Below are 24,220 nucleotides of genomic sequence, written 5' to 3'. Positions count from 1 at the left end.
CGGGCCGGTCAGGCGACCGGCGCTCCCAGCGCCGTCTCGCGCTCCCGGGCCGTCGTGCGCGCCGTCAGTGTCTCGCCGGTCACCACCGTCAGCGCGCAGACGAGACCGGCCGAGAGCACCGCCCACTCGCCCAGGAACATGCAGCAGATCACCAGCAGCGCCGCAGTCGGCAGTACCAGCTGCTGGGCGATGCCCACCTTGAAGTGACGCGCGTGCAGTGCCCAGACGGTGAGCAGATACAGCGCCGTCGGCACGGTCACGGCCACCGACGCGGACAGCGTCGAGATGTGCGCCTTGCCCACGGACTGCTCGACCGCCACCTCCAGACCCGCGCCGATCGCGGCCGCCGAGGCGAAGACGACGTAGTGGCCGTAACCCCACAGGAACGCCTGCCTGTTGGATCTCAGATGACCGTGGATCGGCACCACGAAGTAGATCCACCAGGCGGCGAAGATGATCAGCAGCCCGCCTGCGGCGATCGGCAGCAGTTCGCCCAGCGCATCCTGCTCGTCGATGCCCGTCTTCACGGCGACCGTGGCCGCCGCGATGGTCTCGCCGAGCACGATGATCGTGAACAGCCCGTACCGCTCGGCGATGTGGCGCGGGTGCCAAGACGTGGGCTGGACCTTCTCCGCGTACGCCGGGACGCACATCTCGAGGACCGCCATCACCACGAACACCGCGACCAGGGTGTCCTCGGGCAGGAACACGAGGCCGACCCAGCCGATCTCTGGATGTCGAGCACCACCAGGCTCGGGTCCGCCTTCCGACGCGCCATTTCCCGCACCTGCCAGCGCAGCAGGTCGTGAATGGTCTGGTCGATGCCGTCGTCACGCCAGGTAGAAGTAGTACTTCACTGCGCCGGGTGGCGGAAAGTCGTGTGGGAGCAGCTCCCACTGGCAACCGGTCCGGCCCTGGTAGAGCAGTGCGTTGACGATCTCCCTCGTCGCGTACCGACCCTGATGGCCGCTGACCGAGGGATGCGCGGCCTTCCACGCGGCGATCACAGGCTCGACCAGCGCCCACTGCTCGTCGCTCACGTCGGTCTTGTAGGGCTTGCGCTCGCTCACGGTGCCCAGCTCAACATGCCCATGGCCGCCGACCGGCCGGGACGCCGCACCGCCACACCTTCAGGCGACGACAAAACTCCTATGCACTCTCATTCCGCCCTCTGAAGCTCCTGTCGGGAGTTCAGGCGTCGCCAGCAGATCAATGCGCATCCGAGGGTGAGGAAGGTTTCGTGGATGTCGTCGCGAATCTCCCAGCGGATCCGCAGGCGGCGGAACCGGTGAAGGTGGGCGAAGGCTCGCTCCACGACCCAGCGTTGGGTGCCGAGTCCGGAGCCGTGCTCGGTGCCCCGACGTGCGATCAGCGGCTTCACGCCGAGATCCCGGACGAGGCTGCGGTACGTGTCGTGGTCGTAGTCGTGGTCGCTCAGCACCACGTCCGGGCGGTGCCGGGGCCGGCCGCGCTTCCTCGCACCGGCGGCACCGCCCGAAGCGGCGGAATCAGCTGGGTGACATCGTTGCGGTTGCCGCCGGTCAAGGTGGCGGCGAGCGGGATACCGGTGGCGTCGGTGATCAGGTGGTGCTTGCTGCCCGTCCTGCCCCGGTCAACGGAGCTTCGTCCCCGCCTCGGTGAGCTGACGGAACGGGACGTCCGGTTCGGGGAGGAGACACAAGATCCTCGGGAGTCGCCCGCAGTGCTCGAACCGGGCCTCGAAGGGCCCTTCTCCGACAGCTGCGAGGGCACCGCTGTCGATGCGGCCTCGTCGAGGAACGGGAGGAGGACGGTGACGTGGGCCGGAACACCCACACAGGCTGAAGGGTCCAGCCGGTCACGCCACGCTCGAACAGCAGGTTCTGCCTCGGGGATCCTCACGACGCGTCCCGACTGCCCTGCTTAAATCCCACCGGAGTCGCCGCCTGCCATCGAACATACGTATCAGCGAGCCCAGAACGGCAGCGACCCGGTCGCGATCGCGGGCGGTTGAAACCGCGGTTGGCACCCCACGCGAGCTCAGGTGGCGCCAATCGACTCGTTCGAAGCCAAGAGCTGTTGGCTCGCTACCATGGCCCGATGGCCGGGACGAGCAAGGCAACCGACACGCCGGCGCCCCGCGTGCTGGCCCGCGCCGCCCGCGAGAACCTCGGCGAGTTCGAGCAGCGGGTGCGCCGCCGCCCCGGACTCGGCGGGGCGGCGGCGTGTCTGGTGATCCTCGTCGTCGTCCTGAACTTCCTGGTCAACGGGCCGGACAACGTCTGGGGCCGCGGCGTTGTGGTGGTCGGCCTGCTGACCGTCGCCACATGGGGTTATGTCTGGTTTCGGCGCGTGCGTGGGGGGCTCTACCTGTTCTCGGAGGGCTTCGTCGACGCCGCCGGCAGGCGCGTGGTCAGCGTGGCGTGGTCAAGAATCCGGTCGATCGAGGGCCAGAAGACGCAGTTCGCCATTGGCTCGCTCCCAGCGGGCAGCGCCTTCGCCTACGAGGTGGCGTTCACGTCGCAGGTGGCCGATCACGAACCTGTGTGGAGGTTCAACACCACCTACAGCGACGTACGTGGGCTCGCCAGGCTGATCTCCCGGCGTTCCGGTGTCCCGGTGACCGGCCTCACCGACCCGTGCCAGCTGTGAAGTGGCATACGGTCAGGCAGTACTCGGCGATCGGTCCAGCATGAGTTCGTTGCCGTCCAGGCCGTCCCATGGTCCCGGCGACTACCGCCTGCGGCTTCACGCGCGAGGCCGGGACACCGCCCATCGAGCTGGCCCCGGACCAGATCACGTAGGGGTACCTGATCCCAGTCCCGGCCGGCCCAGGCGGCGCGGTGCTCCGCCAGACCGAGGGCTATGCGGTGTCGGCGCACGCACGCTGACGGTCACTCACCACCTGGCCCCGCTGTCAATCGGGGAGGCGGTGATGACGGGCTCGGGGTCGGTGGGGAGGAGTTCAAGCACGAGGGCCACAGCTTCTTCGGCGGTATCGACTTCGCCGATCACCGCGAAAGGACTGCGTCGGAGAACTCTGAAACGTCCATTGTGCAAGGGCTCGATCGATCCGGCCTGCACAGTCCAGGGGTAGCCGGTGGAGCTGCTGAAGAGCAGGGCGAAGTGGCTGGTGAACGGATACAGCCGCCGGAGTCGTGGTTGAACGGAGGCAGCTTCCAGCAGCGGAACAATGCCCGGATACGGGCGTGCGGATCTGATGTACTGATTGCCTCCATTGCCAGCTGAGTTGTAGGCACTGCCATTGACTTCCTCCCCCGCCTAAAGGCGGGGGATTCCAGCGGTCGCCCGCTGGGGTTCCTGTTTCACCGACGACTGCCCCGTCCGGGAAGACTCCCGTTGAGGTCTTACACCGTCTCCGCAGGCAGACGCCGCCAGCCCGGCGGCCAGAATGTTGCGCGCCGCGTTCACGTCGCGGTCATGCACCGCGCCGCAATCACACGTCCACACGCGGACGTTCAGCGGCAGCTTCGCCGCGACCGTCCCGCAGTTCCCGCACAGCTTGCTGCTGGGGAAGAAGCGGTCGATCACGACATGTTCACGCCCGTACCAGGCGCACTTGTACTCCAGCATGGAGCGCAGTTGCGTCCACGACGCATCGGAAATGGCGCGTGCGAGCGTGCCGTTCTTCAGCAGGTTGCGGACGGTGAGGTCCTCGATCACGACCGTTTGGTTCTCGCGGACGAGACGAGTCGACAGCTTGTGCAGGAAGTCACGGCGCCGGTCGGCGATCCGCGCATGGACCTTGGCGACGCGACCACGGGCTTTCTCCCGGTTCGCCGAGCCCTTCGCCTTGCGCGACAGCTCCCGCTGCGCGCGGGCCAGCCGGGCGCGATCCCGCCGCTCATGCTTGGGATTGGCGACCTTCTCCCCGGTGGACAGCGTCACCAGGGAGGTGATCCCGGCGTCCAGGCCGACGGCCGCTGTGGTGGCGGGGGCCGGGGCGATGCTGTCCTGGCACAGCAGGGACACGAACCAGCGTCCGGCCGCGTCGCGGGACACCGTCACCGTCGTGGGCTCGGCACCGTCGGGCAGGGGACGCGACCAGCGAATGTCCAAGGGCTTGGCCATCTTCGCCAGAGTCAGGCGCCCGTCGCGCCAGGTGAAGGCGCTGCGGGTGTACTCGGCCGACGCGCGGGACTTCTTGCGGCTCTTGTAGCGCGGGTACTTCGCGCGCTGGGCGAAGAAGTTCCCGAACGCCGTCTGAAGATGGCGCAGCGCCTGCTGGAGCGGGACCGAGGACACCTCCGTCAGGAAGGCCAGTTCCTCGGTCTTCTTCCACTCCGTGAGCGCGGCCGAGGACTGCACGTAGGAGATGCGGCGCTGCTCGCCGTACCAGGCCCGGGTGCGCTCCTCGAGCGCCTTGTTGTAGACGAGGCGGACGCAGCCGAACGTGCGCGACAGCTCAGCTGCCTGCTCGCCGGTGGGGTAAAAGCGGTACCTGAACGCCCGCTTGACCTGCTCCGCCATATCTCACACCGTATCAACCCCTATGCGAGCGGCGGGTGTCGGCCGGTGGACGGCGCACGCCGGTCCGCCCTGACGGCGAACCGGCTCCCCCAGCCCTGCTCCGCAGGAGCTTCGTTTCCTCCCCGACCCAAAGGCCGGAGTATCCACGAAGGACAGACCCGATGAGCCTCGACAACATCAGCTGGTCCGCGCCTGCGTGCTGCAGCCATGTCTGGCAGAACTGGTCTTGGAGGCAGGGGCAACTGCTGATCGCAGGTCTTGTCATTCGCGTCCACTGTCATAGTGTCGCGGCCGTTTCCTGAAACCGGTGCTCTGACAACGAAGATCATGGCCGGGTGAGAATGCGTATCCGGTGGAGTCGGAACGGGGCTCGGCCGTACATGGCCCGCTGAGCGTCTTCACCCGGTTTACGTGTCCTTCGATGACTCCGGATCAAAGTGCCGCAGCCGTCGGCCGTCCGACGTGGACGGGCCGAGTCGGTCCGTCCACGTCGGACGGCCGGCATCGCGGCCTGGCCCGTCTACGAGTTCCCGGCCAGGAACGGCAAGACCACGTCGGCCATCTCGTCGGGTACTTCCTCGGCGAGGTCGTGTCCGGCGTTGAAGGTGTGACCGGTGACGTCGTGGGCCATCAGCCGCATCTGGGACTCGTTGCGGTCGCCGATGAAGGCCCAACCACCGAGCGCCAGCACCGGGATGTCCAGCTTCTTCTGTGCGGACTGCCGGTTCTGTTCGGCGTCGACGAGCATCGCCCGGTATATCGAGAGCATTGCGCGGATACCGCCGGGCATGGAGTAGCAGCGCACGTATTCGTCGACCGCGTCGGGGGTGGCGGTGTCGGGGTGGCTACGCTCGAACTTGATCATGTAGGTGATCAGCTCGCGCTCGTGCCCGGCGATCAGCATCTCGGGTACGTCCGGCTGGAAGTAGAAGCCCAGATGCCACAGGTGCAGGCCGCTGGCGACGTTCTCGGGGGTGAGGGCGGTGTGGTCCTCGAAGCCGAAGCCGGGGAACAGGGCCTCAGCGAACACGAGAGCGTTGACGTGGTCGCGGTGACGGGCGGCGAGCTGGTAACCGATCACCGCTCCCCAGTCCTCGCCTATCACCGCGTACGTCTCGTGTCCGAGGTGGGTCATCAGCTCGGCGACGTCGTCGCTCATCGTCGCGGAGTCGTAGCCGTCCGCGGGGCGCGCGGAATCGCCGAGACCGCGAAGATCCGGGGCGACGACGGTGTAATGGGGCGTCAGCTTCGGGATGAGGTGGCGCCAGTGGTAGCTGGTCTTGGGCACGCCGTGCAGCAGCACCACGGCGGGGCCGGACCCGGCTGTGCGGTAGTGCAGACTCGTTCCGTTGACGGCGGCACGGCCGGTGCGCAGGGGCGTTGTGGTGTGGTCGTACATCATGACGTGGGTGCTTTCCGTCTGGGGGTGCTGGGGGGCTTTGTCGTCGTGGCGGGGTGGGCGCCCCAGTTTCTTGATCGATCGTTACGGATTCGGGGTGCGGCAAACGCCTGGCCGAGGCCGCGGACCCCTCAGTCGAGAGCGGTCAGCGCGACGTCCACGAGGGGTTCGAGTACGGAGGCATCTGGCGTGATCTTCGAGGAGACCAGCAGCCCGTTGAGGAAGGTGACCAGGAACGCGGCGACCGTGTCTGGGGCGTGCCGCGCAGCGATCTCACCCCGCTCCATCGCGGCCCGCAGCACCTCGGTCAACGCCTCCCGGCTCGCGTCCTGCATGTCGCGCACGGTACGCCGGGTCGCCACGTCCTGAGGCAGCCGCTCGCAGACGGCGTTGACGGCCAGGCAGCCTTGACCGCCGTGCCCGACGGCGATGCGGATCCGCTCCGTCAGCAGCGTACGGATCGCCGCGCGGGCGTCCGCCCTCTCCTCCAGACTGCGCAGGGCGGCCGCAGCGAGGGTGGTGCGGTAGTGCTCCAACGCGGCCCTGTACAGGCCGTCCTTGTCGCCGAACGCCGCATACAAGGACCCCTGCCCGATCCCCAGGTGCTGGGTCAGATCGCGCACCGAGGTCGCCTCATAGCCGCGCGTCCAGAACAGCTCCATCGCGCGGCTCACCGCCGCCTCGGTGTCGAACTCCCGGGTCCTTGCCATGGCACCACCGTAACTTATCTGGATCGCACGATCAAGAAAGTGTGAACGGTGGACTGACGGGACGCTGAGCCGCTGGTCGGCCTGGTCCGAAGCAGCGGCAGCCAGGTCACGCGGTTGGTGCAGGCCGGACGCTGTAGCGGCCCAGGCAGTTGCGGTTCGCATGCCTCCCCTGGGGAGCGCGGGGCCACATCCTCTGTTCCGCGCCCCGCAGGTGGTGAGCACTGTGAGCAGGTCTGGGGATCCCCTCAGGGGGGGTGGGAATATGAAATGGCCCCCCCGGCCACTCCTGCAAGCAGGACGCGGTGACCTCGGAGCGTGGCCGTACGCACGGAAGTGCTCCGCCGCCGTCGCAGGTGAGTGGAGGAAGGAAGCACCCGCTGTCGACGTCGGGCAGCGAGGCCCCGCCGACCTGATCGGCTGCAGCGTCAGGGGTTTTTCTCGCTACTCCACAGCGCGCCCGATGAGTTTGTGGCTCCCGGCCGGTCCAAGCTCGTAACACCCCAGGAAAGGACACCGCCATGTCGGAGCTTCTCGTCGACTTCATCACCTCCCTCGACGGCTACGCATCGGGAGAGGGATGGCCCGGGTTCTGGGGCCTCGAGGGCCCGGAGTACCTCGCATGGCTCGGCAAGCAGCCCGAGGCCACTTATCTGATGGGAGCGAACACCTACCGCCTGATGTCGGGCTTCGCCGCAGGCGAGGTCCCCGATGGCCAAGACGAGTTCCGGCCCGAAGAAGAGGCGTCCGTCGACGAGCTCACGCAAGCGTCCAAGGTGGTGTTCTCCTCCTCACTCGAGGAGCCACTGACGTGGGCCAACTCCACGCTTGTCCGCGACGACGCCGTCGAGGCGGTCCGCGCCATGAAGTCGAGTGGCTCGGGGCTCCTCAGCACGATCGGCAGCCTCAGCCTGTGCCGGTCCCTGCTACGAGCCGGACTCGTCGACCGCTTCCGGGTCGTGATGTTCCCAGTGATCACCGGGGCCACGGGCGAAGAACGTATCTACGACGGCTATCCGGACGTTGCCCTCGAGATGATCGAGCACCGCACCTTCGACGGCCGCATCCAGCTGGTCGAGTACAAGCCCCGCGTGCTCGAGCACCCGCCGCTCGGCGTCCCTGCGTGACGTCGCCCCGTCCGCCGGTCTGGACGGCCACCAGGCCGGCGCCGGCGGCTTCGGTCGCTGGGCCCTCACACGCGCTCTTCACTCCACTTGATTCCTCTGGCTGACACGGGCCGGGCCGGTAACAAGCCGCAAGGACTGCTACGGGTCCCTGGCGCGTGTGAGGATGGTCAGGACGGCCGGTCGGGGACGTCGACCCATCCGGCCCCGAGGCCAGCAGGCGCCCTCGATCACGCTGACGTGATCGATCGGGCCCGCCGCGGTCCGACCTGCAACCTCCGGGGGGCGTTGAAGGTGAGTCGGTCGACGATCGCCGCGTAGAGCCTCGGGTCGGTCAAGGTCTTTGACCAGCCCGCGATCGCTTCGTTGGAGGCGATCGCGATGCTGTTCTTCTCCTCCCTCTCGGTCAGAACCTGGAAGAGCATCTCGGTGCCGCAGCGGCGCGGCGTCCGGCCGCCGGGTCCCGACGCCTCCGGGCCGGACGGGTGACCGCTGTAACCAACCAGGCGACGGCCGTTCGCACGAGACGGCGCCAGACGTGCTGGCGCAGGTCCCAGTCCAGCTCGGGCCGAATGGTGTCAGCGCCGGAGTCATCGCTCTCATCCTCGATCCCCGGGAGCCTCAGGGGTGGTTCCTCGTCGACAGAGCCGCTTCCTCGGCAGCGGGTCTGTGCCAAGACGGCTCCCACTGGCGGGGGGCACCGCCCAACGCGCGCACCAGGGACAGGAACTTGACCAAGTCCGGCCGCGACTTCCCGGAGAACACCTGCAAGCGCCGGGCGTGGTCGGCCGCCGACGCCGGCAGCGTCACCGCCCCGACGATCGCGGCAGTCGCAAGTGCGGCGGCGGACAGGTGTTGCGGGTCAGGGCGTGGGTGACAGCGCATAGTGGTGGGCGAGATTGGTGGCGAGGTCGCGAAGGTGAGCCCTGGCTTCGGTGGGGCCGTGCACAGTGATGGCGCTCCCGAACGGCAGTAGTGCTCGCACGTCCTCCAGATACAGGAAGCGGATTGTCACCTTGTGGCCGGTGGCGGATTCTTCATGGTCGTCCCGGACGAGTCGTAGGCCAAAGATCCGTTGCGCTCGCTCGATCTGGGTCTGGTCGATGGTGGCGCTGACCTCTATCGCATGGTTTTGTTCCCACTGAGCAATGAGCGCTGCAGCGACGGTGGCCAGGGTCTGGCTCTCGCGGATCCGTCGTGGCTGATCGACTTCCTTCCACGTCGTGATCCGTTCGAGTCGGTACATCCGTGGCATCCGGGCACACTCGGCGACGAGGTACCAGATGCCGGCCTTGGCGAGCAGCCCGTAGGGATCCACGACCACGTCGCGTGGGCATGACTCGCGTGGGCTGTCGTACTCGATCCGTAGCCGGCGACCTCGCCGCACTGCGCCGATCAGCGAAGCTGGAGTCGTGCCGAAAGCTCGTGCCTGATGCCAGGGACGGCTGTCCACGTGCACTACGTCGGTGAGCGGCAGGAGCTCATGAACTCGACGTGGCTGTGTGGCGGCAACCTTGGAGAGCGCGCGCCGACTTTCGACCGATGCGTTGAGCTCCGCACGTTGCTTCTCATCCAGCCCAGTGAGCGACAGATGATCACGCTCGCCCGGTGTGAGTCGCGTGAGGTCGAGCCCGGACCCGGGCAGCATGGTCACGCCTCCGAGGCGGCCCCGGTTTGCGGTCACCGGCAGACCGGCGTCGCGGAGCCAGTTCAGGTCCCGGGTGATGGTTCGAAGGGACACCCCGAGCGCTGAGGCGAGTTCCTGTGTGGTCACGGCAGCCCTCGATTCGAGGAGCACCATCAGGGTGAAGAAGCGATCTGGGGTCACACACCAATTTTTTCAGGAATTGCGACACGATGCGGCGCATATCTTGGTCAGGGTGGTGGATGCGTACCTACCACCTGCGAGAAGGAACAACCATGACCACATCCGTCGTGTCCATCGTCTACGTGAACGACGCTCCCGCCGCGGCTCGTTTCTACGGCGGCCTCCTCGGCATGAGCCCCTCGTTCGAGACTCCGGGATACATCACCTTCGACCTCGGGCCAGGCGCTGACCTCGGTCTGTGGTCCGGCCAGTTCGAGGATCTGTCACCGGACGTCCCGCGCACCAGTGAGGTTTGTCTGGCCATCGACAGTGGACCCGACGAGCTCAACGCGACCTTTGAGCAGTGGAAGTCCAACGGGGTCACGATCCTGCGCGAGCCTCATGATGCGGGGTTCGGGCTGACCTTCCTCGCAGCCGATCCTGACGGGAACCGCATCCGCGTCGCACCGAAGGGCTGAAAGGCCGCAATGCGGCAGGCGCGCACGACAGGTGTCGCGCCTGCCGTCGTCCGACTTCGAGAGGATGTCGAGTGCCCCACGCGAAATGCACCCCTGAGCGTCGAGGGCCGTAGGCGGCTCGTGAAGCGGTGCCAGACACGTCCCATTGGCCACGTCGCCGCTGAGGTGCGTATCTGTCGCGCATGCGCCAGCAAGTGGGCAAATCGCCGGCGGTTATACGGTGATGCGGGATTGCAACACCGGCCGTCGAGTCCGTACCGGATTCCGTTTTGTGATCGCCCGGCGAACTGTCAGCCGCCACCTTACCCGGCTCGGCCTCGGCGAACGCCGCTTCATCGACCCGGGCGGTGAGTACAACCGGAAGCCGGGGAAGATCACTGCCCGCTGGCCCGGACACATGGTGCACCTGGATGTGAAGAAGGACGGCCTGATCCCTGATGGCGACGGGTGGCGGATCCATGGCCGGGACAGCGATCATGCCAAGGCCGCTCGTCGGGCGAAGTCGGCCGGGGCAAAACGTGGCTACGTCTACCTGCACTCCGTCGTCGACAATTTCTCACGGCTCGCCTACACAGAACCGCTGGGCGATGAGAAGAGCGCGACGGCTGCCCTGCTACCGCTCCGGCGACTTCGCCCGCATCGTCGGGCAAGGCACCCGGCATCAGAGAACCACGCCATACACACCAGTTCACCAACGAGGACGCTCGGTCAGCCGCGATCGTGGTGTGGAACATCCACTGCAACTACCACCGGCCGCATAGCGCTGCCGCCGGAAAGCCGCGCCTCAGCATCCTCATCCACCCCCGCGACCACCACCGCCTGGCCCTGCACGCCGCACTGACCGCCGCCGGCATCCCGCCCCGGCCCGAGGACCGCGACGCCATCGACCAGCTCAGCGCCCTGCCCTCCAGCATCAACACCACCCTGCAACGCTGGCTGCTCCACACCGCATGAAACGGACGCAAATACCCGGGGTCCGCCCATGCGCGCTGGACACATACGACCCCAGCCACCATCAAGCGCCGAGCAACCCTGCACTCACGTAGGCAGCGCGGCAGAGGGCTGAGATGAGCGACGAGGCCGCACGCGGCAGCGCCAGCGTCCCGGTGCAATGCCATGAGTTCGGCATCAGCGACGAGGACGGACCGACCGGCCCCGACCTCGAGCGCGGGCACAACGCACTGGTCCGGGTCGCCGAACGCTGCCCACCTGCGGATCACGCTGGACCGCCTCGGCTGTCCTGCGCCAGAGACAAAGCGAGACCGCTCAGTCGGTCAGTGGCGTGCAGTGCACGTTGTTCGCTCCGCCGCTCTGGCCGGAGATCCGTCCCCAGTAGCTCACGCAATGCCCGGGGTGGCCGATGTACACCGGACCGGCGTAGGTCGTGTAGAGACCGTCATCGAACTCGGGGTCGACGTCCTGGGCGTCCGTGATCGCCGCCAGCATGGACACGGCGGTGCCGGGACGGGCGCGCACGGTGACCACGCAGTCCTGTCCGGTCGACGGGTTGTACGTCAGGTAGACCGTGCCCGCCGTACCGACCGGTGCCGAGTCGACCACCGTGTAGCCCGCCCCGCAGACACCGTTGTACTTCGCCAGGGGCGTCGCCGCCGCTGCCTGCGGTGCGACGGCCCCCAGGGCGCCGACCACGGCAGCTGTGACCGCTCCGACCGCTGCGGCACGCTGAATGATGTTCATGTGAATCCCCCGTTTCGTCGACAGCTCCAACAGCTTGTCGACCACGAAAGGATTGACCGTCGTCACCCGACCAGCGTTGTAGGCCACGGGCACCGGTTACGGAACCCGGACGCGGAGCGAACGGGTCCGTGGCCGTTTCTCCTCAAGAGACATTGGTAAAGAGCCCGACCTACGCAAACCGCAGCACCGCGAGGGCCCGCTCTCAGGTGTCGCTGCTGGTGTCGACCGTCAGGGCACGCCGCTCCCGGCCGCGTCCGGGGCGGCCCGCACATCCCTCGCGCCCTCCGGAACGGATTCCTCTGGGCCGTGGACGCGGTCACCGGCCGCAGGCGGTGGAAGCAGAGGTTACGGCCGCGCCGACCACGGTCCTACGGCCAGTTCACCTCCCCCACGGTGGCCGACGGCCGGGTCTACGTCCGCTTCCCCGACGATTCCCTGTGGGCGGTGGACGCCGCCACGGGAAACAGGCCGCGGGGGCGAAAACCTGCTCTCCGCGTCACACCTCACCGGTAGGGGCCGACGGCACCCTTTACGTCGGCGGCGACCGCGGCCTGATCGCGGTGGACGCCGCCAGCGGCGGGAGGCGGTGGCAGCGGTCCTACGGCAGGGACACATGGCCCACGCCGGCGGTCGGCGACGGGACCGTGTACTTGGGCAGCAACGGCTGGTACCTGTGGGCCGTCGATGCGGCCACCGGGAAGGAACGCTGGAAGCAGGAGACCGGCGCCGCTCATCAATCGTCGCCGACGGTGGCGGAAGACACCGTGTACATCGGCAGCGAGGACATGTCGCTCCGGGCCGTCAACGCGGCCACGGGTGAGGAACGTTGTCGGCTGCACACGCGCGGAAAGGTGAATTCGCCGCCCGTGGTGGCGGACGGAAGTGTGTACGTCAGCAGCCAGGACAACTTCCTGCACGCGGTTCACACCTGACCCCCGCGTCCAGAAAACCCGCGAGCGCCACGCGGTGGGGTGGATCGTGGAGAGCCGCGGCTCGGTGAGGGTGAGGGCGACATGTCGTCTTCCGCGAGCCTCGGGCTCCCCGGATGGGGAGCAGAGTGCAGGGGCGTGGCCGCTACGGCAGTCGCGCACTCAGCGATCGCAGGCACGCACGCCGTCTGGCGCAGATCCATTCACATCCCACAGTTCTCAATATCAGAACCAATAGCTGTTGGATTTCTAGATCGGCGATTTCTAGAGTGAGCACGCGACGTCGCACTGCACCGCGCACTCGCCAAGGCGTCCGGGAGGAGGAAACGCATGCAGCATCGCCCTCTCGACGACCGGACCGTTTCCGTGATCAGGCACCGCCCGCCCGCCGGCTCGGCGTCGACGCGATCGGTCCCTGCCGGTTCCATCGACCGAGCCCGCCGTCCCTGTGGGTGCAATACGAAAGTTGCTCGACGAGGGTGTCGTCGTGATGGCCGGCATCTCAAACGCCGGCGTCTCGCAGATCGACGTTGCCCGCGAGGTGCTCGGCGGTCGGCTCATGTCGATGCAGGACCAGTTCTCGCCCGCGTTCCGCTCCAGCCTGGGAGAACTCGAACAGTGCACCAAGCTCGGCCTCTCCTTCCTGCCTTGGAGCCCGCTCGGCGGCATCGCGAACGTGAAGGACCTCGCGGCCTCGCGCTCCGCAAGCATCCGCGGCTCCGCAGCCGGGTCCGATTTCGAGCCCACGGCTGACCAGTTCGTACTTTCTTCCGTCTGAAACGTTCAAGTCACAGCGAAAGAGTCACATGAAGACCTTCATTCTGCCCGGCACCAACATGATGGTCCCCAACGTCGTCCTCGGCCTGATGCGCATCGAGAACATGACCGACGAGGCGGTGCGCAGGCTGGTGAACACTGCGCGCGACGCCGGCATCACGTTCCTCGATCACGCCGACGTCTACGGCTCGGACGACCACGGTTGCGAGCGTCGTTTCGCCGAAGCCATGAAGCTCAGCTCGTCGGAGCGTGAGCAGTTCGTCATTCAGTCGAAGGCCGGCATCGTCAAGGACGGGCCGTACTTCGACTTCTCTCACAAACACATCATCGAGTCCGTGAACGGTTCACTCCAGGCACTGGGCACGGACTATCTCGACATCCTGCTGCTGCACCGTCCCGACGCTCTCGTCGAGCCGGAAGAGGTGGCCCGCGCCTTCGATGAGCTGTCGGCGGCAGGCAAAGTGCGCGCCTTTGGCGTCTCCAACCAGACACCCCGACAGCTCGACCTGTTGCGCAAGCACGTGACGCAACCAATCGTGGCGAACCAGCTGCAACTGTCGATCACTCACGCGCCGATGATCGCGCAGGGCGTTGCCGCGAATATGCAGGAGCTCGATCAGTCCGTCGTACGTGATGACGGAGTCGTCGACTACTGCCGCCTGCACGACATCACCATCCAGGCCTGGTCGCCTTTCCAGGCCGGATTCTTCGACGGCCCGTTCCTCGGTTCCGAACGCTTCCCCGAGTTGAACGCGGTGATCGACCGGCTGAGCGACAAGTACGGCGTGCCGGCCGAGGCGATCGCGGTCGCCTGGATCACGCGCCATCCCGCGCAGATGCAGGTCGTGCTCGGCACGACCACGCCAGAACGCGTCACGGCCGCCGCGCTCGGTTCCGACCTCCCGCTCACCCGATCCGAATGGTACGAACTGTTCCGCGCCGCCGGATACAGGGTGCCCTAGCCTCTACCCCTTCCTGAGGATCCTTCCGTTCGGTTGCTGGGTCTGACAGCACAGGATCCCTGCGGCAATGCCGTGGCCACGTGTGGCCGCGTCACTTTCGTGGGGCTCCGGTGCACTTCTCGTGACACGGTCTCCGACTCAGTGTTGGGGCACTGCCGACTCTTGAAAGCGCGGGGAAACCGCAGGCGGAGCACGGTCGAGGCCGGGCGATGGCCACGCTGACGGTCTGCCGAGTTGTGAGTGCTGGACCGATCGATATGGTCTCGTGGCCGCCGATCAAGACGCAGCAGGCCAGCGCGAGGGTGTAGGCGTCGGCCATCCACAGCAGGCTCTGCCGGCCGGGATGCAGATCAAGCTGGAGACTGGGCAGGGCCACGTTCATGACCGACTGACGCACGTTCAGACGCTCGACCGAGGCCATTCGGTCGAGCGCCTGTCGATCTCGCAGGACGAAGACAACACGCCCCCACGTCGGCATGCCGAAAGCACACCGCTACAGTTCTCGATCACCTGACCCACCCAAGCGCGCCAGTCGAACCTCGCGCTCTCGCGGGCAGTCGACCGATTCCCTGGGGGGACAATCTTGAGACGCAATACCTTCCTGGCGGCTGCCACAGCGACCGCGCTCTCCGCCTCCCTGTTCACGGGCCTTTCCCCGGCCCACGCGGACGGCGCAGCCGGCGGTCCCGTCCTGTCAGACGCCGACGGCTGGTACCAGCCGGGCAAGCTCTTCGTGACGGCACACTCCGACAGCCCGATCACTCGGATCACGGCCCACCTCTATCCGCTGGACGCGCCGGACGGGACCCCGGAAGCCGGATCGACCGAGGACTTCACCCAGTACTCGGGGCAGGACGCGCGTTCCGGAACGTGGCGGGCGCCCGTCCACCTGGCCCAGCTCGGCGACTACCGCGTGACCGTCGACCTGCAGGACGCCTCGGGCGCCGCCGTCACCGGTGCCCTCTCGCCCCACATCCTGCAGTACCGGACCATCGTCACGATTTCCGACCTGACCGCCACCCCGAGCGCGCCGGACTACCTCCATCAGAACGTCTCCGTCAGCGGCACCGTCGAAGTCGCCGATCCACGCCTCCCCGACACGCCCGCTTCAGCCGAGGGCATCCCCGTGGCCGTCAACACCGGGCGCAGCCAGGTGAGCGCGACCGCCATTGCGGGCGGCCGCTTCACCACCGCCTTCGTACCCACCGAGCCTTCGTTCCAGTTGTCCGCCGCGCCTCAGGCCTCCGCCACCTATCCCGGGGCGATCGACCTGCTGACGGCCCGGCAGTACCTGCACACCACTCAGGCGCCGGTCCGCTTCTCGGCCAGCACGCACGCCCTGAACCTGAAGCAGGGCGCCACCGGAACCATCACCGGCCACGCCGAGATCCAGACCGCCTCCGGCTGGCAGCCGCTGCCGCACACCGACATCACCCTCCGCGGCCTCGACGCCCACGGGAATGCCGACTTCGTGGCCGGCGAGACGACCACCGGCAGCCAGGGCGCATACACGCTGCACGTCTCCTCGGAGAACCCCGCGCCGAGCGCCGAACTCGTCGTCGGCACCGACTACATGCCCTTCCAGCAGGTCGCCACCCAGCCCTTCAGCCTGCACGTCGCATACACCACCCACCTCGGCATGAGCGCCTCCCTCAACGACGACGCGTCCTTGCATGTCTCCGGGTACGTCTACTACGAAGATCCGCGCGCGAAGTGGCCCGCCAAACCCACCGTCACCCTGCAGTACTCCAAGGACGGAAAGAGCGGCTGGAGGGACGCCACCACCATCCCCGTCCCCGTCCGCTACAACAAACCGCTCTTCGACGAGACGTTCGCGCGTACCCTCACCACGCGGAACACCGACGCCTGGTGGCGCGCCCGCTTCAACGGCAACCCCGACCTGGGCACCAGCACCACCAAGCCCGTCCACCTCTACCGTTACGCCACCCGCATCACCGGCTTCCGTGCCCATCCCGACCCGGTCCGCAAGTCACAACCGATCAGTTTCGGCGGCACCCTCCAGTACAAGAAGGGCACCACCTGGAAGCCGCTCAGCGGCGGCTCCCCCACCCTCTACTTCAAACCCCGCGGCTCCACCACCTACCACTACGTCTGCGAACTGGGCAGCGACAAACATGGCCACCTCATCGGCATGGTGACCGCCGAAAAGGACGGCACCTGGGCCATCGCCCTCAGCCGCGAGACCGGAGACCACTACCTCAGAAGCGCCCGGGTCACCGACTACGTCGACGTCCGATGAACCCCCGCAGAGTGGCTGTCGGGCGGCTGGACTTCGCGGTGCCTGTGATGACCAAAGCGGCTGCGAGCGGCTCAGCCGCGGCCCGAGCTTGCGCGAAGTGACTTCCCCGGCGGCCACGCGATGAGGATCGAAGGCGTCAGCGGCAGCCAGGCTGGCGAAGCCGTCGCCGCGTCACATAAGTTCCTGCGGCGCGGTCCGGGCGGGTACCGGTCGTCGGGCCTCAATGGCGGTGCCCGCCGGCCCGACTGACGCGACGGGCGTCACCGTGGTGGCCCGGGCAGGCGGTCCGCGTTGGGGCGAGGGGTGTGGGGGCGAGACGCCGGCTTCCCGACCGGAGTCTCGCGGAGAGTGAGCATGCTCGTCGGCTAAAGAGAGGGCAGTGGGCCGACGGAGTCGTCGACACCGAGGAGCAGGACGTGGTGTTCGACGGCCTCGGTGGCGCCGTCGGTGACCTTCTCGACGTCCAGGCGCAGCCGTATGCGGCCGGCGCCTTCACCGTTGGCCGCCGCGCTCCAGTTCGTCGTCGAGACGGTCCAGGGCGGTCTCGGCCGCGGCGTAGTCAGCCGGGTCGCGGTCGAGGAGTTGACGGGTGGTGCTGTCACGGAGCTGGTAGCTGGTCATCGGGTTGGTCCTTGGGCGTGGGTTGACCGGTGCTCGACTCGGCGATCCCGCGTGCTGCGTTCACTGCGCGCCACCGGGGCGAGCAGGCGGAGTGTCCAGTTTGTGGCAGGCCGTGGACGGTGGGGGTAGAGCGGTCGAGGGCGGCGGTATACCGCTCGGGCTGCTGCCGGGTGCGGCAGCCATACCGTCAGCGGTGGGCGTCGCGCGTTACGGAACGCCGTAGCCGAACGCCTCCCGAGCACCTCGAACACGCTTTGTATTGCAGGAGAGTTGGCGGAGGTCGCTGGGTTCTTCGAGCGTCCCTGGTTCGGTTCACGCTCTGCCTCGGAGTGTCGCGCACGCGTCACGGTGGACCGTGACCGGGGCCGGCGCCTCTTTGACCGGTCACGTCATGGTGGCCGGGCCGGGCCGGACCCGGGCGATGTGGGCGCCATGGCGCTGGAGATCGAACCGATGCGTCTGGTGCGCGAGAACGACGCCCTCGGTCTGGAGGCCGCGGGTCAGGAGCTTGGCCTGCCGGGGCGTTCCACGGTGGTTGTGGCCGGATTTCGTCACCGGTGGGTCACAGGTCGGGCTGCGGGAGAACTGGCGGCTCCACGTGTTTGTCTGGTTCGGCGAGGGCGGCGAGGAGCCGTGCTCCGGACAACTGGGACTCGGGGGACAGCATGCGGTACGTGAACGGAATGCGCGGTTCGGCGGTGGCGGTCGTCGTGGCTTCGGCGGCGCTGGCGGTGGCAGGATGTCAGCCCGGTGGTGGCGGCGCGGACGCCGCAGACGGCGGCGTCACCCCGTCCGGGGCCGTTAGCTCAGCGGTCTCCTCCACGCCCGGCGCCCCGAAGCCCGGCAGCTCCGCCTCTGGTCCCTCCACGCCCTCCGCCTCCCGGCCCGGCTCCTCCTCGCCCGCCGCCTCCGCACCCCCGTCGTCCGCACCCGCTCCGGGCGGTTCGGCGGCGACCTGTTCCGCGGGCAGTCTGAAGGCGACCGCCCGGCAGGCCGCCGTGCGGCCTGCCGGTACGGGGACCGGGGCGGCAGTCGTCGAGTTCACCAACGTGGGCGGACGGACGTGCGTCCTCAAGGGGCACCCCACGGTGGCCGGCGCCGGGAACGGCTCTCCCGAGATGAACGTGCCGCTCACCATCAAGCCGACCGGAGCCGCGGCGCCGGTGAAGGTGGCCCCCGGCGGCACGGCGTGGGTGAAGCTGACGTTCGTGCAGGTGCAGGGAGAGGCCGACGGGTACTGCGTGTCCGGTTCGGCGCCCGTGGTGTATCCCACGATGGTCGTCCGGCTGCCGGGGTCCGGGGCGCACCAGGTGGCCCTGGACGACGGGCAGTTCGCCGAGTGCGACGACACCGTGACCGTCACCGCCGTATCGGCCATGAGGCCTTCTTGACCGATTCCAGCCGCGGCACCAGCGCGCGCAGCAGGACGATGTCGAGGGGAGCGGTGTCAGTTCTCACCGACCACCGATGGTGGCGGTCCGTCGTAGATGACATGGATGCGGCCTGGCGCCCCGCCCACAGAACGTCATCGCCCACCCCAGGATCGAAGCTGCCACCAGGACGGCGCTGCTGGACTGGGCTCTGCACATCGTCGAGGACATCGGACCGGACCTATGCGACGCGTGGCGAGAATTCCGGCACCTGCACACGGGCGACCACTCCGCCACCACCAGCACGACGGGCTGCCGCAGACCGAGCGAATGAAGCCCTTCCTCCAGACCACGAGTGAAGAGGACAAGGAACTTCCCGGCGACCCGGAGCGCCCCGGCAACATCGGCTTAAGTGCCTGGCCTGCCTCATCGGGGTGCCCGCGCTGTCCAACTCCCTGTCCGGAGCCTTCCGGTTGCCGGCCGAGGCCGCCGGGCTGCCGGGCTGCCGGGCCAGATCTCCTTCGTCACGCGGCCCTGCTCGTCGTACTGGGTGACGGTGGTGATGGCGAGGCCCCCGGGGTCCTGGACCGTCTGGGTCGCCAGGCCGCGTGCCCAGTCGTAGACGGTCCGCGTCTCACGGGTCTTGGCATGGACGGTGGGGTGGACGCGGAGCTGTGCCCCGGTGGTGCCGGTGATCTGATCTTTGACCGTGACAGTGTCGTCTGTCGGGCGCCCGGCGTCATAGGTGTTGAAACCCCGGGCGCGGGCGACCACGGATGTGCCGGCGGGGACGAGCGTGGTGCCGCCCGAGGTGAAGTCCTGGGTCAGGTCAAGCCTCGGGACGGCAGCAGGCGGCCGAGGGACAGCCGCAGCCTGGCCCGAACGTCGGTGGACGGGGCCGCCTCCACAGTCTCTCGGACCGTGGCCACGGCTGCGTCGCGGGTAGCGGTGTCCTGGTCCTGTTCAAGGGCCATACCGCCAGGTTGGGCAGCGTGTCCACCGCCTGGCGCAGCAGGGCGATGGCTGCGGCGAGGACAGCACGGACGGATCAGATATCCACAAAAGTCATAAGAACTTCTGCGTCGTTACCATCCCCGACAAACCTCCACTCTGGAATGCTGAACATGAATCAGCCGCAGCATTGCCTAGGGGGATTGGTTATGCCGTGGACGACGTCCATCACGTGTGGCGGGCTGGGCGGCCTGGTCGTGGAGATCGTGGTTTTTTACGGACGCGTCGCAACGTGGCAAGCCGCCCGCCATCGCGCCCTGGCGAAGGACAGAAAGAGAGATCAACTACCTCGGCTCGGCAAGTACATTGACGCACCGTCCGACGCACTGGCGGCCGTTACCCGGCTCTCTCTCGGCGCAGGCGCCGGATGGATCTTCTCCCCGCAACTGACCGGAGTGTTCGCGGCAGTTGCGGTGGGCGCCTCGGCTCCAGCGTTGCTGCGCCAACTTGGTAGCGCGAAAACCCTCCAAGCTGCAGTCAGCGGAAGCAACTTCACTGCTTCGGCCGGGGAACCATCCCACCACTCCTCTCTGTCGTCGGGCGAGGCGGGGGTACAGCCATGAGGAACTTTCGTCAACGCTTTTGGGTGTCCCTGACCGATTCCGGGTACGGCGATCTGGAATCGCTGGACCGTGCCATCGAACATGGACGCCGCACAGACCGGCCGCTGTGGCGCAGGTATCTCGCCTCGTTGCTTGACATCGAACTGACCGACGAGGAGCCGCTGGGAAACGCCAGGCGCAGTCCGATCAGTGAATTCCGAGGCGTTCCCGCGCCGGTCCGCAAGAACTGGCTGGCCATTGCCGCCTGCGCGCTCCTGGTCTTCGCGGCCGGGTTCGGCACCTCGTTCTCGCTCAACGGCCAGAAGGCAGCGGCCTCACCCGTCGTCATCGGTGCGGCCTCGACGCTGCCCGCAGGAGCGCACAAGGAGGCCGGAAGTTACGCCTGGGTTACACCTGCAGGTTGGCGACGCGATGTGGAATCAAGCACCGAGGTGCACTACACCTCCCCGGACGGCAGCCAGGAGATCGTGGCCAACTCCGCACCGGCCCACGGTGACCTGATGAAGATCTGGAAGCTTTCGGAGCAGAACGCGCACCAGGGCCAGGGGTATCGAAAGATCCGTTTGACGAAGGCCACTTTCCGCGGCTGGCCGTCAGTGGTTTGGGAATACACCTTCGACCTGGGAGGGGTGCGTTGGCACGCCCTGCTCACCGGCTTCAACGCGCACGGCAGGAGTTACCAGATCAGTACCTGGTACCAGCCGGATGTCGAGATCCAGGCGCTCAAGACATTCAGCGTGGTGAAAGACAGTTTCACGGTGCTGTGATCTTCCCCGTCCACGCTTGATCGTCGAAGGGCTCCTGGGAGACCGTACCGAGGCCGGCCGCTGAGCCAGGTCCTTGGCCAGGAGCCGGGCACGGAGGCGCGTGGCCTTCCACCGCTGTACGCACCACGGCCGCCGCCCTGCTACTCACCCACGCCACCACCTACGCCGCCGACCCCGGCGACACGATCGCCCTGCCCGTCCGCGAGCCCTGGCCGCGCTCCCCGTACAGGACGAAGACCGCACCGGGTACGAGCGCAGCAAGTTCCGGCACTGGATCGACACCGACCGCGCCGGCTGCTCCACCCGGGTCGAAGTCGGCGGCCCTCGGAACTGGAGGGCTCGCGTGTTGGCCATGGATCAACTCCGGTACTCGGCTCGGTGGCTGTCACAATGGCGTGATGAGATCACGGATGCGGTGAGCTCCATGATCTCGACGTTCAAGGGGACCTACGGCTACGAGCCGGGCACGAACGAGGTCCGGGTCGCCGACGAAGAGGCCCTTCGGGCTGCCCGTGACTGCGGTCGGGAGCTCCTGGGATTCGAGGATCTGCTGACGTTCTACGAGTCGATCGGGGAAGTGGTGTTGCCAGACGTGGGCAACGGCTACTTCGTCCACGCGGCGCGCGATGTCCTGGACAGACTCGCGGAGGAAGGAGCCGTCTTCGTTCCAGAAGCCGATGACCTTCACGGGCGACCTTGCGCTCGTAGCGGCGGTACAGACGGCGGCCTCCTGCGAACCAGGCCACCTTCCGTTCCACGGTCCAACGCTGGCGGTCCAGACGCTGAGAGGACTCGATACCCGTGCGCGCGACCCGCGGGGCGATGTTCCGGGAGCGCAGCCACCTGGCATCGTCAGTCTTGACTGTCCCGCGCGTCAGCCTGATTTGGCCCCATTTCTCGATCTCGGTACGGGTTTTTGACAGGGTATTTTGGGCCGCACCAACTGGAGGGGTGAGGAGTCGATGGCGCTTGATCCAGCTCGCGTTGAGCGGATCTCCGCTCTCGTCACGGAGTGCAGGCCGCTGCTTGGCTCGAATGCAGGGACGGACGCCGTGCAGCGGCTGATGAGTGACCGCGGGTGAGCGTGATGGACTCGATCATCGTTACGCGAGAGCTGCTCGGAGCGGTCCCCACCGCCTTGAGCGAGGCGAAGGGCATTGTGCTGTCCAGCCCGTTGCGGGGTGTGGAACGTCAGCGTCATGAGGAACTGGTGGACTCGCTGCTCGACGCGGTTGACCAGGTAGCCGACGACAGGTGACCTGCAGGCTCAGCCCGGTGTGCTGGCTGCACCAGGACGAACTGGAACAGATGATCCGGGAGCTGTTCATCCACCAGTTGCGGGGCCGTGGCGTCCCCCGGATCGAGGGGATTGCCGGCGCGCCGTTCTCGATCTATCACGGGGAGGTGAGCGGGGACAGCGACGACCCGGTCGAGTGTTGCTGGCCCGTCCCTGACGACCAGGCGGACGAGATCGCGGCCAGGTTCCCCGACCTCACGCTCCGCACCGAGCCCGCGCACCAGGAGGCATTCGTCCGTCAGGAGGGGCCCGGACGGTGGCGCAGCGGGACTCAGGTCGAGATCGCCATCGAGACCCTGTTCGCCTGGGCGTCGGAGCAACAACGCCAACCATTCGGGGGCGTGCGCAGCGTGTTGATCCCGAACCCTGCTGACCAGGGGGCGGGGCCGGACTGCGAATTCGCGGTGTCGCTGCGCTGATCGTCGGCCACCAGTTCTAGTAAGAGATCGCCGTCAACTGATGAGCCCACCAAACAGACACGCTCTAGGCGAGGACGTGCGGCGGTCCCCCGCGCCACTTCTCAGAGCTGGATGATCGGGCGCATCGCCAGTCCCTCGGTGCCGGCCCAGCCGTTCACCCGCGCCGCGTCGTCGACGGAGACGGTGTCGAGGCCGTCGGGCAGGTCGAAGATGAGCGTGCCGCTCAGTTCAGTGCCCTCGCCGGCGACCAGGGTGGCGGTGAAACGGTCGGACTGGTCGTACTCCGCCTCGCCGCCCTCGTCGTTGCCGAAGACGTACAGGCCGGCGTACGCCTTGCCGCCTCCCTCGACGACGACGGGTTCGGTGTCCGGCTCTCCGAGCGTATCGACGATCGGGGCGTCGTTGCCGGCCTTGAGCCGCACCTGCGGCGCGTCGTTGAGGACGCACGGCGTCCTGGTGCTGTTGGTGACGGTCAGCAGGAAGTGGCGGGGGGTCTCCCCGGAACCGTCCTGAAGCTCGACCCCGGTGTTGAGCCCTGTGACCTCGCAGTCGGCGTACGCGGTGCCATTGCCGCCGCCGGTCTCGCCGCTGTCCCCGGTCCCCGCGCCCGTCGTGCTGCTGCCGGTCCCGGAGTCGCCCGAGGCCTCGGTGCTCTCCGACGTACTTCCCCCGGCCGAGGCGGAGCCCGAGGGGGCGGCGGTCGGCGATGCGGCTGCCTTGTCGTCACCCCCGGAGGGCTGGCAGGCGGTGGCCGTCAACAGAGCCGCGACCATGGTCGCGCCCAGAACGGCGCCACGCAGGCCCCGACGCGATGAACCGGCTCCGACCGTCTTCGAGTTCATGCCGTTTCCTCTTCCCCCGTGACCGACCCGGAGTCGGTCGATGTGTACGCGACATGGCTAGTCTTGCCACTCGGGGGAGCCGGGTGACCGTCGTCCCGCGTTTGTTACAGCCCTCGCACGAACCGGCAGCCGTGGCGTGACCATGACTCCTCGCCCATGAGAGCCGCTGCTGAAGATGAGAGGTGATCTGCCCGCCGACCTGGCCACCCGCATGCGCTCAACGCTCTGTCGCAGAGCGCGTATTTGCCCACCTGCACTGTTTCCGCTGCCGCCGCAAGTACGCCCGGGCCTTGAGCGCATGAGCTGGTCGAGAGACGATCTTGATGCGGTCCGCATCCTCAAGCAGTGGGATCACGTTCGTGATGTTCTCCCACGTCGTGGCGCTTTGGTCTTCGAGAAGCACCGTGCCCGCCATCAGCTGGGCCTCCGCAGCGCCGCTCCCAGTCGTGACAGAGGCAGGCCTGCCCCGGGCGGTCCGGGGAGCGTTATGTATTTCCGATGTTCCCGAGACCGCCCAAGCCGTCCCCACGCGCCGCGGATGACCTCGGGAGGTACGTAGCCGTTCGGATCGTCGATATACGCCGGGTCGATCTCGGCGACGCTGCCACCGGGATTCTCGGCAGTCGCAGCCAGCAGCGCCGGCTCGTCCGCAGGTTGTCCGGTTCTCGCTGCTCGCCGCTACCCTGCTTGACTTCCTCCCCCGCCTAAAGGCGGAGGG

At 67.6% G+C, this 24,220-nt stretch carries 23 protein-coding genes and 9 pseudogenes; 15 read left to right on the top strand and 17 right to left on the bottom strand.

Features of this window, described 5'->3' with window-relative positions; translation table 11 throughout:
- Positions 1-8 precede the first annotated feature (8 nt).
- The 3 pseudogenes from AQJ46_RS50345 to AQJ46_RS58285 form a co-directional block, all read right to left on the bottom strand.
- Positions 9-731: pseudogene (locus tag AQJ46_RS50345) on the bottom strand (low temperature requirement protein A); the annotation flags it as partial.
- Positions 731-1,070: pseudogene (locus AQJ46_RS50340) on the bottom strand (transposase); the annotation flags it as partial. The pseudogenes AQJ46_RS50345 and AQJ46_RS50340, both read right to left, overlap by 1 nt.
- Positions 1,071-1,159: 89 nt before the next feature.
- Positions 1,160-1,635: pseudogene (locus AQJ46_RS58285) on the bottom strand (IS5 family transposase); the annotation flags it as partial.
- A 444-nt stretch (positions 1,636-2,079) separates the two neighbouring features.
- Between AQJ46_RS58285 and AQJ46_RS50330 the strand changes: the two are divergent.
- A complete protein-coding gene (locus tag AQJ46_RS50330; protein WP_059212084.1) occupies positions 2,080-2,631 on the top strand; it encodes a hypothetical protein in 552 nt (183 codons plus the stop codon).
- A 246-nt stretch (positions 2,632-2,877) separates the two neighbouring features.
- Here the strand turns inward: AQJ46_RS50330 and AQJ46_RS59355 are convergent, their stop codons facing one another.
- The 4 genes from AQJ46_RS59355 to AQJ46_RS50315 all read right to left on the bottom strand — a co-directional run bounded on the left by AQJ46_RS59355 (position 2,878) and on the right by AQJ46_RS50315 (position 6,579).
- Complete coding sequence (locus AQJ46_RS59355; RefSeq protein WP_404828541.1) at positions 2,878-3,201, bottom strand: DUF6193 family natural product biosynthesis protein; 324 nt, start codon at positions 3,199-3,201, stop codon at positions 2,878-2,880.
- Positions 3,202-3,261: 60 nt separating this feature from the next.
- Entirely contained in the window at positions 3,262-4,470 is a 1,209-nt protein-coding gene (locus tag AQJ46_RS50325) for an RNA-guided endonuclease InsQ/TnpB family protein (RefSeq protein ID WP_059212083.1), read from the bottom strand.
- Positions 4,471-4,990: 520 nt separating this feature from the next.
- Positions 4,991-5,872, bottom strand: a complete 882-nt coding sequence (locus AQJ46_RS50320; protein ID WP_059212082.1) for an alpha/beta fold hydrolase — start codon at positions 5,870-5,872, stop codon at positions 4,991-4,993.
- Between the two features lie 128 nt (positions 5,873-6,000).
- Positions 6,001-6,579: a TetR/AcrR family transcriptional regulator gene (locus AQJ46_RS50315; RefSeq protein ID WP_059212081.1), complete on the bottom strand. Its 579-nt coding sequence runs from the start codon at positions 6,577-6,579 to the stop codon at positions 6,001-6,003.
- A gap of 518 nt (positions 6,580-7,097) precedes the next feature.
- On the opposite strand from AQJ46_RS50315, the gene AQJ46_RS50310 reads away from it, so the two are divergent.
- Positions 7,098-7,703, top strand: a complete 606-nt coding sequence (locus AQJ46_RS50310; RefSeq protein ID WP_059212080.1) for a dihydrofolate reductase family protein — start codon at positions 7,098-7,100, stop codon at positions 7,701-7,703.
- Between the two features lie 284 nt (positions 7,704-7,987).
- Here AQJ46_RS50310 and AQJ46_RS55165 read toward each other — a convergent pair.
- Positions 7,988-8,140 (bottom strand): annotated as a pseudogene (locus AQJ46_RS55165) (ATP-binding protein); the annotation flags it as partial.
- A 422-nt stretch (positions 8,141-8,562) separates the two neighbouring features.
- On the bottom strand, positions 8,563-9,528 hold the full coding sequence (locus AQJ46_RS50295) for a helix-turn-helix transcriptional regulator (RefSeq protein ID WP_059212077.1): 966 nt from the start codon (positions 9,526-9,528) through the stop codon (positions 8,563-8,565).
- A 92-nt stretch (positions 9,529-9,620) separates the two neighbouring features.
- On the opposite strand from AQJ46_RS50295, the gene AQJ46_RS50290 reads away from it, so the two are divergent.
- Together AQJ46_RS50290 and AQJ46_RS53775 are read left to right on the top strand one after the other, a co-directional pair.
- Entirely contained in the window at positions 9,621-9,986 is a 366-nt protein-coding gene (locus AQJ46_RS50290; RefSeq protein WP_059212076.1) for a VOC family protein, read from the top strand.
- A gap of 93 nt (positions 9,987-10,079) precedes the next feature.
- A pseudogene (locus AQJ46_RS53775) lies at positions 10,080-10,793 on the top strand (IS481 family transposase); the annotation flags it as partial.
- A gap of 459 nt (positions 10,794-11,252) precedes the next feature.
- Here the strand turns inward: AQJ46_RS53775 and AQJ46_RS50280 are convergent.
- Positions 11,253-11,684 (bottom strand): hypothetical protein, encoded by a 432-nt coding sequence (locus tag AQJ46_RS50280; protein WP_059212098.1) that lies wholly within the window; start codon positions 11,682-11,684, stop codon positions 11,253-11,255.
- 270 nt (positions 11,685-11,954) lie between these two features.
- On the opposite strand from AQJ46_RS50280, the gene AQJ46_RS59350 reads away from it, so the two are divergent.
- The 6 genes and pseudogenes from AQJ46_RS59350 to AQJ46_RS50260 all read left to right on the top strand — a co-directional run bounded on the left by AQJ46_RS59350 (position 11,955) and on the right by AQJ46_RS50260 (position 16,612).
- Positions 11,955-12,197 carry an outer membrane protein assembly factor BamB family protein gene (locus AQJ46_RS59350; RefSeq protein WP_079072864.1) on the top strand — a complete coding sequence of 81 codons (243 nt, stop codon included), beginning with the start codon at positions 11,955-11,957 and terminating at the stop codon, positions 12,195-12,197.
- Between the two features lie 137 nt (positions 12,198-12,334).
- Positions 12,335-12,616, top strand: a complete 282-nt coding sequence (locus tag AQJ46_RS59580) for an outer membrane protein assembly factor BamB family protein (protein ID WP_455770097.1) — start codon at positions 12,335-12,337, stop codon at positions 12,614-12,616.
- 383 nt (positions 12,617-12,999) lie between these two features.
- Positions 13,000-13,391 (top strand): annotated as a pseudogene (locus tag AQJ46_RS58275) (aldo/keto reductase); the annotation flags it as partial.
- A gap of 28 nt (positions 13,392-13,419) precedes the next feature.
- Positions 13,420-14,352 (top strand): aldo/keto reductase, encoded by a 933-nt coding sequence (locus AQJ46_RS50265; RefSeq protein ID WP_059212072.1) that lies wholly within the window; start codon positions 13,420-13,422, stop codon positions 14,350-14,352.
- A 265-nt stretch (positions 14,353-14,617) separates the two neighbouring features.
- On the top strand, positions 14,618-14,866 hold the full coding sequence (locus AQJ46_RS56005) for a hypothetical protein (protein ID WP_159064270.1): 249 nt from the start codon (positions 14,618-14,620) through the stop codon (positions 14,864-14,866).
- A 69-nt stretch (positions 14,867-14,935) separates the two neighbouring features.
- Positions 14,936-16,612: a hypothetical protein gene (locus AQJ46_RS50260; RefSeq protein WP_059212071.1), complete on the top strand. Its 1,677-nt coding sequence runs from the start codon at positions 14,936-14,938 to the stop codon at positions 16,610-16,612.
- Positions 16,613-17,104: 492 nt separating this feature from the next.
- Here the strand turns inward: AQJ46_RS50260 and AQJ46_RS58705 are convergent, their stop codons facing one another.
- Together AQJ46_RS58705 and AQJ46_RS56000 are read right to left on the bottom strand one after the other, a co-directional pair.
- The gene (locus tag AQJ46_RS58705; RefSeq protein WP_263972926.1) at positions 17,105-17,233 is read right to left on the bottom strand and encodes a hypothetical protein; all 129 of its coding nucleotides are present in this window, start codon (positions 17,231-17,233) and stop codon (positions 17,105-17,107) included.
- 384 nt (positions 17,234-17,617) lie between these two features.
- Entirely contained in the window at positions 17,618-17,788 is a 171-nt protein-coding gene (locus AQJ46_RS56000; protein ID WP_159064269.1) for a hypothetical protein, read from the bottom strand.
- A gap of 110 nt (positions 17,789-17,898) precedes the next feature.
- Between AQJ46_RS56000 and AQJ46_RS50255 the strand changes: the two genes are divergently transcribed.
- Positions 17,899-18,624, top strand: coding sequence for a DUF4232 domain-containing protein (locus AQJ46_RS50255; protein ID WP_059212070.1), 726 nt, complete (start codon positions 17,899-17,901; stop codon positions 18,622-18,624).
- A 480-nt stretch (positions 18,625-19,104) separates the two neighbouring features.
- Here the strand turns inward: AQJ46_RS50255 and AQJ46_RS50250 are convergent.
- Positions 19,105-19,440, bottom strand: a pseudogene (locus AQJ46_RS50250) (hypothetical protein); the annotation flags it as partial.
- Between the two features lie 287 nt (positions 19,441-19,727).
- On the opposite strand from AQJ46_RS50250, the gene AQJ46_RS55995 reads away from it, so the two are divergent.
- Both AQJ46_RS55995 and AQJ46_RS50245 read left to right on the top strand, forming a co-directional pair.
- Positions 19,728-20,177, top strand: a complete 450-nt coding sequence (locus AQJ46_RS55995; protein WP_159064268.1) for a hypothetical protein — start codon at positions 19,728-19,730, stop codon at positions 20,175-20,177.
- A 23-nt stretch (positions 20,178-20,200) separates the two neighbouring features.
- Positions 20,201-20,944, top strand: a complete 744-nt coding sequence (locus AQJ46_RS50245) for a hypothetical protein (protein ID WP_059212068.1) — start codon at positions 20,201-20,203, stop codon at positions 20,942-20,944.
- Positions 20,945-21,329: 385 nt separating this feature from the next.
- On the opposite strand, the gene AQJ46_RS55990 is transcribed toward AQJ46_RS50245, so the two are convergent.
- Positions 21,330-21,632, bottom strand: a complete 303-nt coding sequence (locus tag AQJ46_RS55990; protein ID WP_059212067.1) for a hypothetical protein — start codon at positions 21,630-21,632, stop codon at positions 21,330-21,332.
- A 7-nt stretch (positions 21,633-21,639) separates the two neighbouring features.
- A pseudogene (locus AQJ46_RS58265) lies at positions 21,640-21,780 on the bottom strand (IS5/IS1182 family transposase); the annotation flags it as partial.
- 251 nt (positions 21,781-22,031) lie between these two features.
- Between AQJ46_RS58265 and AQJ46_RS56455 the strand changes: the two are divergent.
- On the top strand, positions 22,032-22,202 hold the full coding sequence (locus AQJ46_RS56455; protein ID WP_167368273.1) for a hypothetical protein: 171 nt from the start codon (positions 22,032-22,034) through the stop codon (positions 22,200-22,202).
- Complete coding sequence (locus AQJ46_RS50230; RefSeq protein ID WP_059212065.1) at positions 22,199-22,660, top strand: hypothetical protein; 462 nt, start codon at positions 22,199-22,201, stop codon at positions 22,658-22,660. Before AQJ46_RS56455 ends, AQJ46_RS50230 begins: the two co-directional genes overlap by 4 nt.
- Positions 22,661-22,761: 101 nt before the next feature.
- Here AQJ46_RS50230 and AQJ46_RS50225 read toward each other — a convergent pair whose 3' ends face one another.
- Positions 22,762-23,502, bottom strand: coding sequence for a DUF4232 domain-containing protein (locus AQJ46_RS50225; RefSeq protein WP_059212064.1), 741 nt, complete (start codon positions 23,500-23,502; stop codon positions 22,762-22,764).
- Between the two features lie 262 nt (positions 23,503-23,764).
- A pseudogene (locus tag AQJ46_RS53760) lies at positions 23,765-23,947 on the bottom strand (ElyC/SanA/YdcF family protein); the annotation flags it as partial.
- Positions 23,948-24,220 lie beyond the last annotated feature (273 nt).

The sequence above is a fragment of the Streptomyces canus genome, from assembly GCF_001514145.1.
Taxonomy (GTDB): domain Bacteria; phylum Actinomycetota; class Actinomycetes; order Streptomycetales; family Streptomycetaceae; genus Streptomyces; species Streptomyces canus.
The sequence above is the reverse complement of the archived record's forward strand: the minus strand, read 5'-3'. Positions and strand labels throughout refer to the sequence as shown.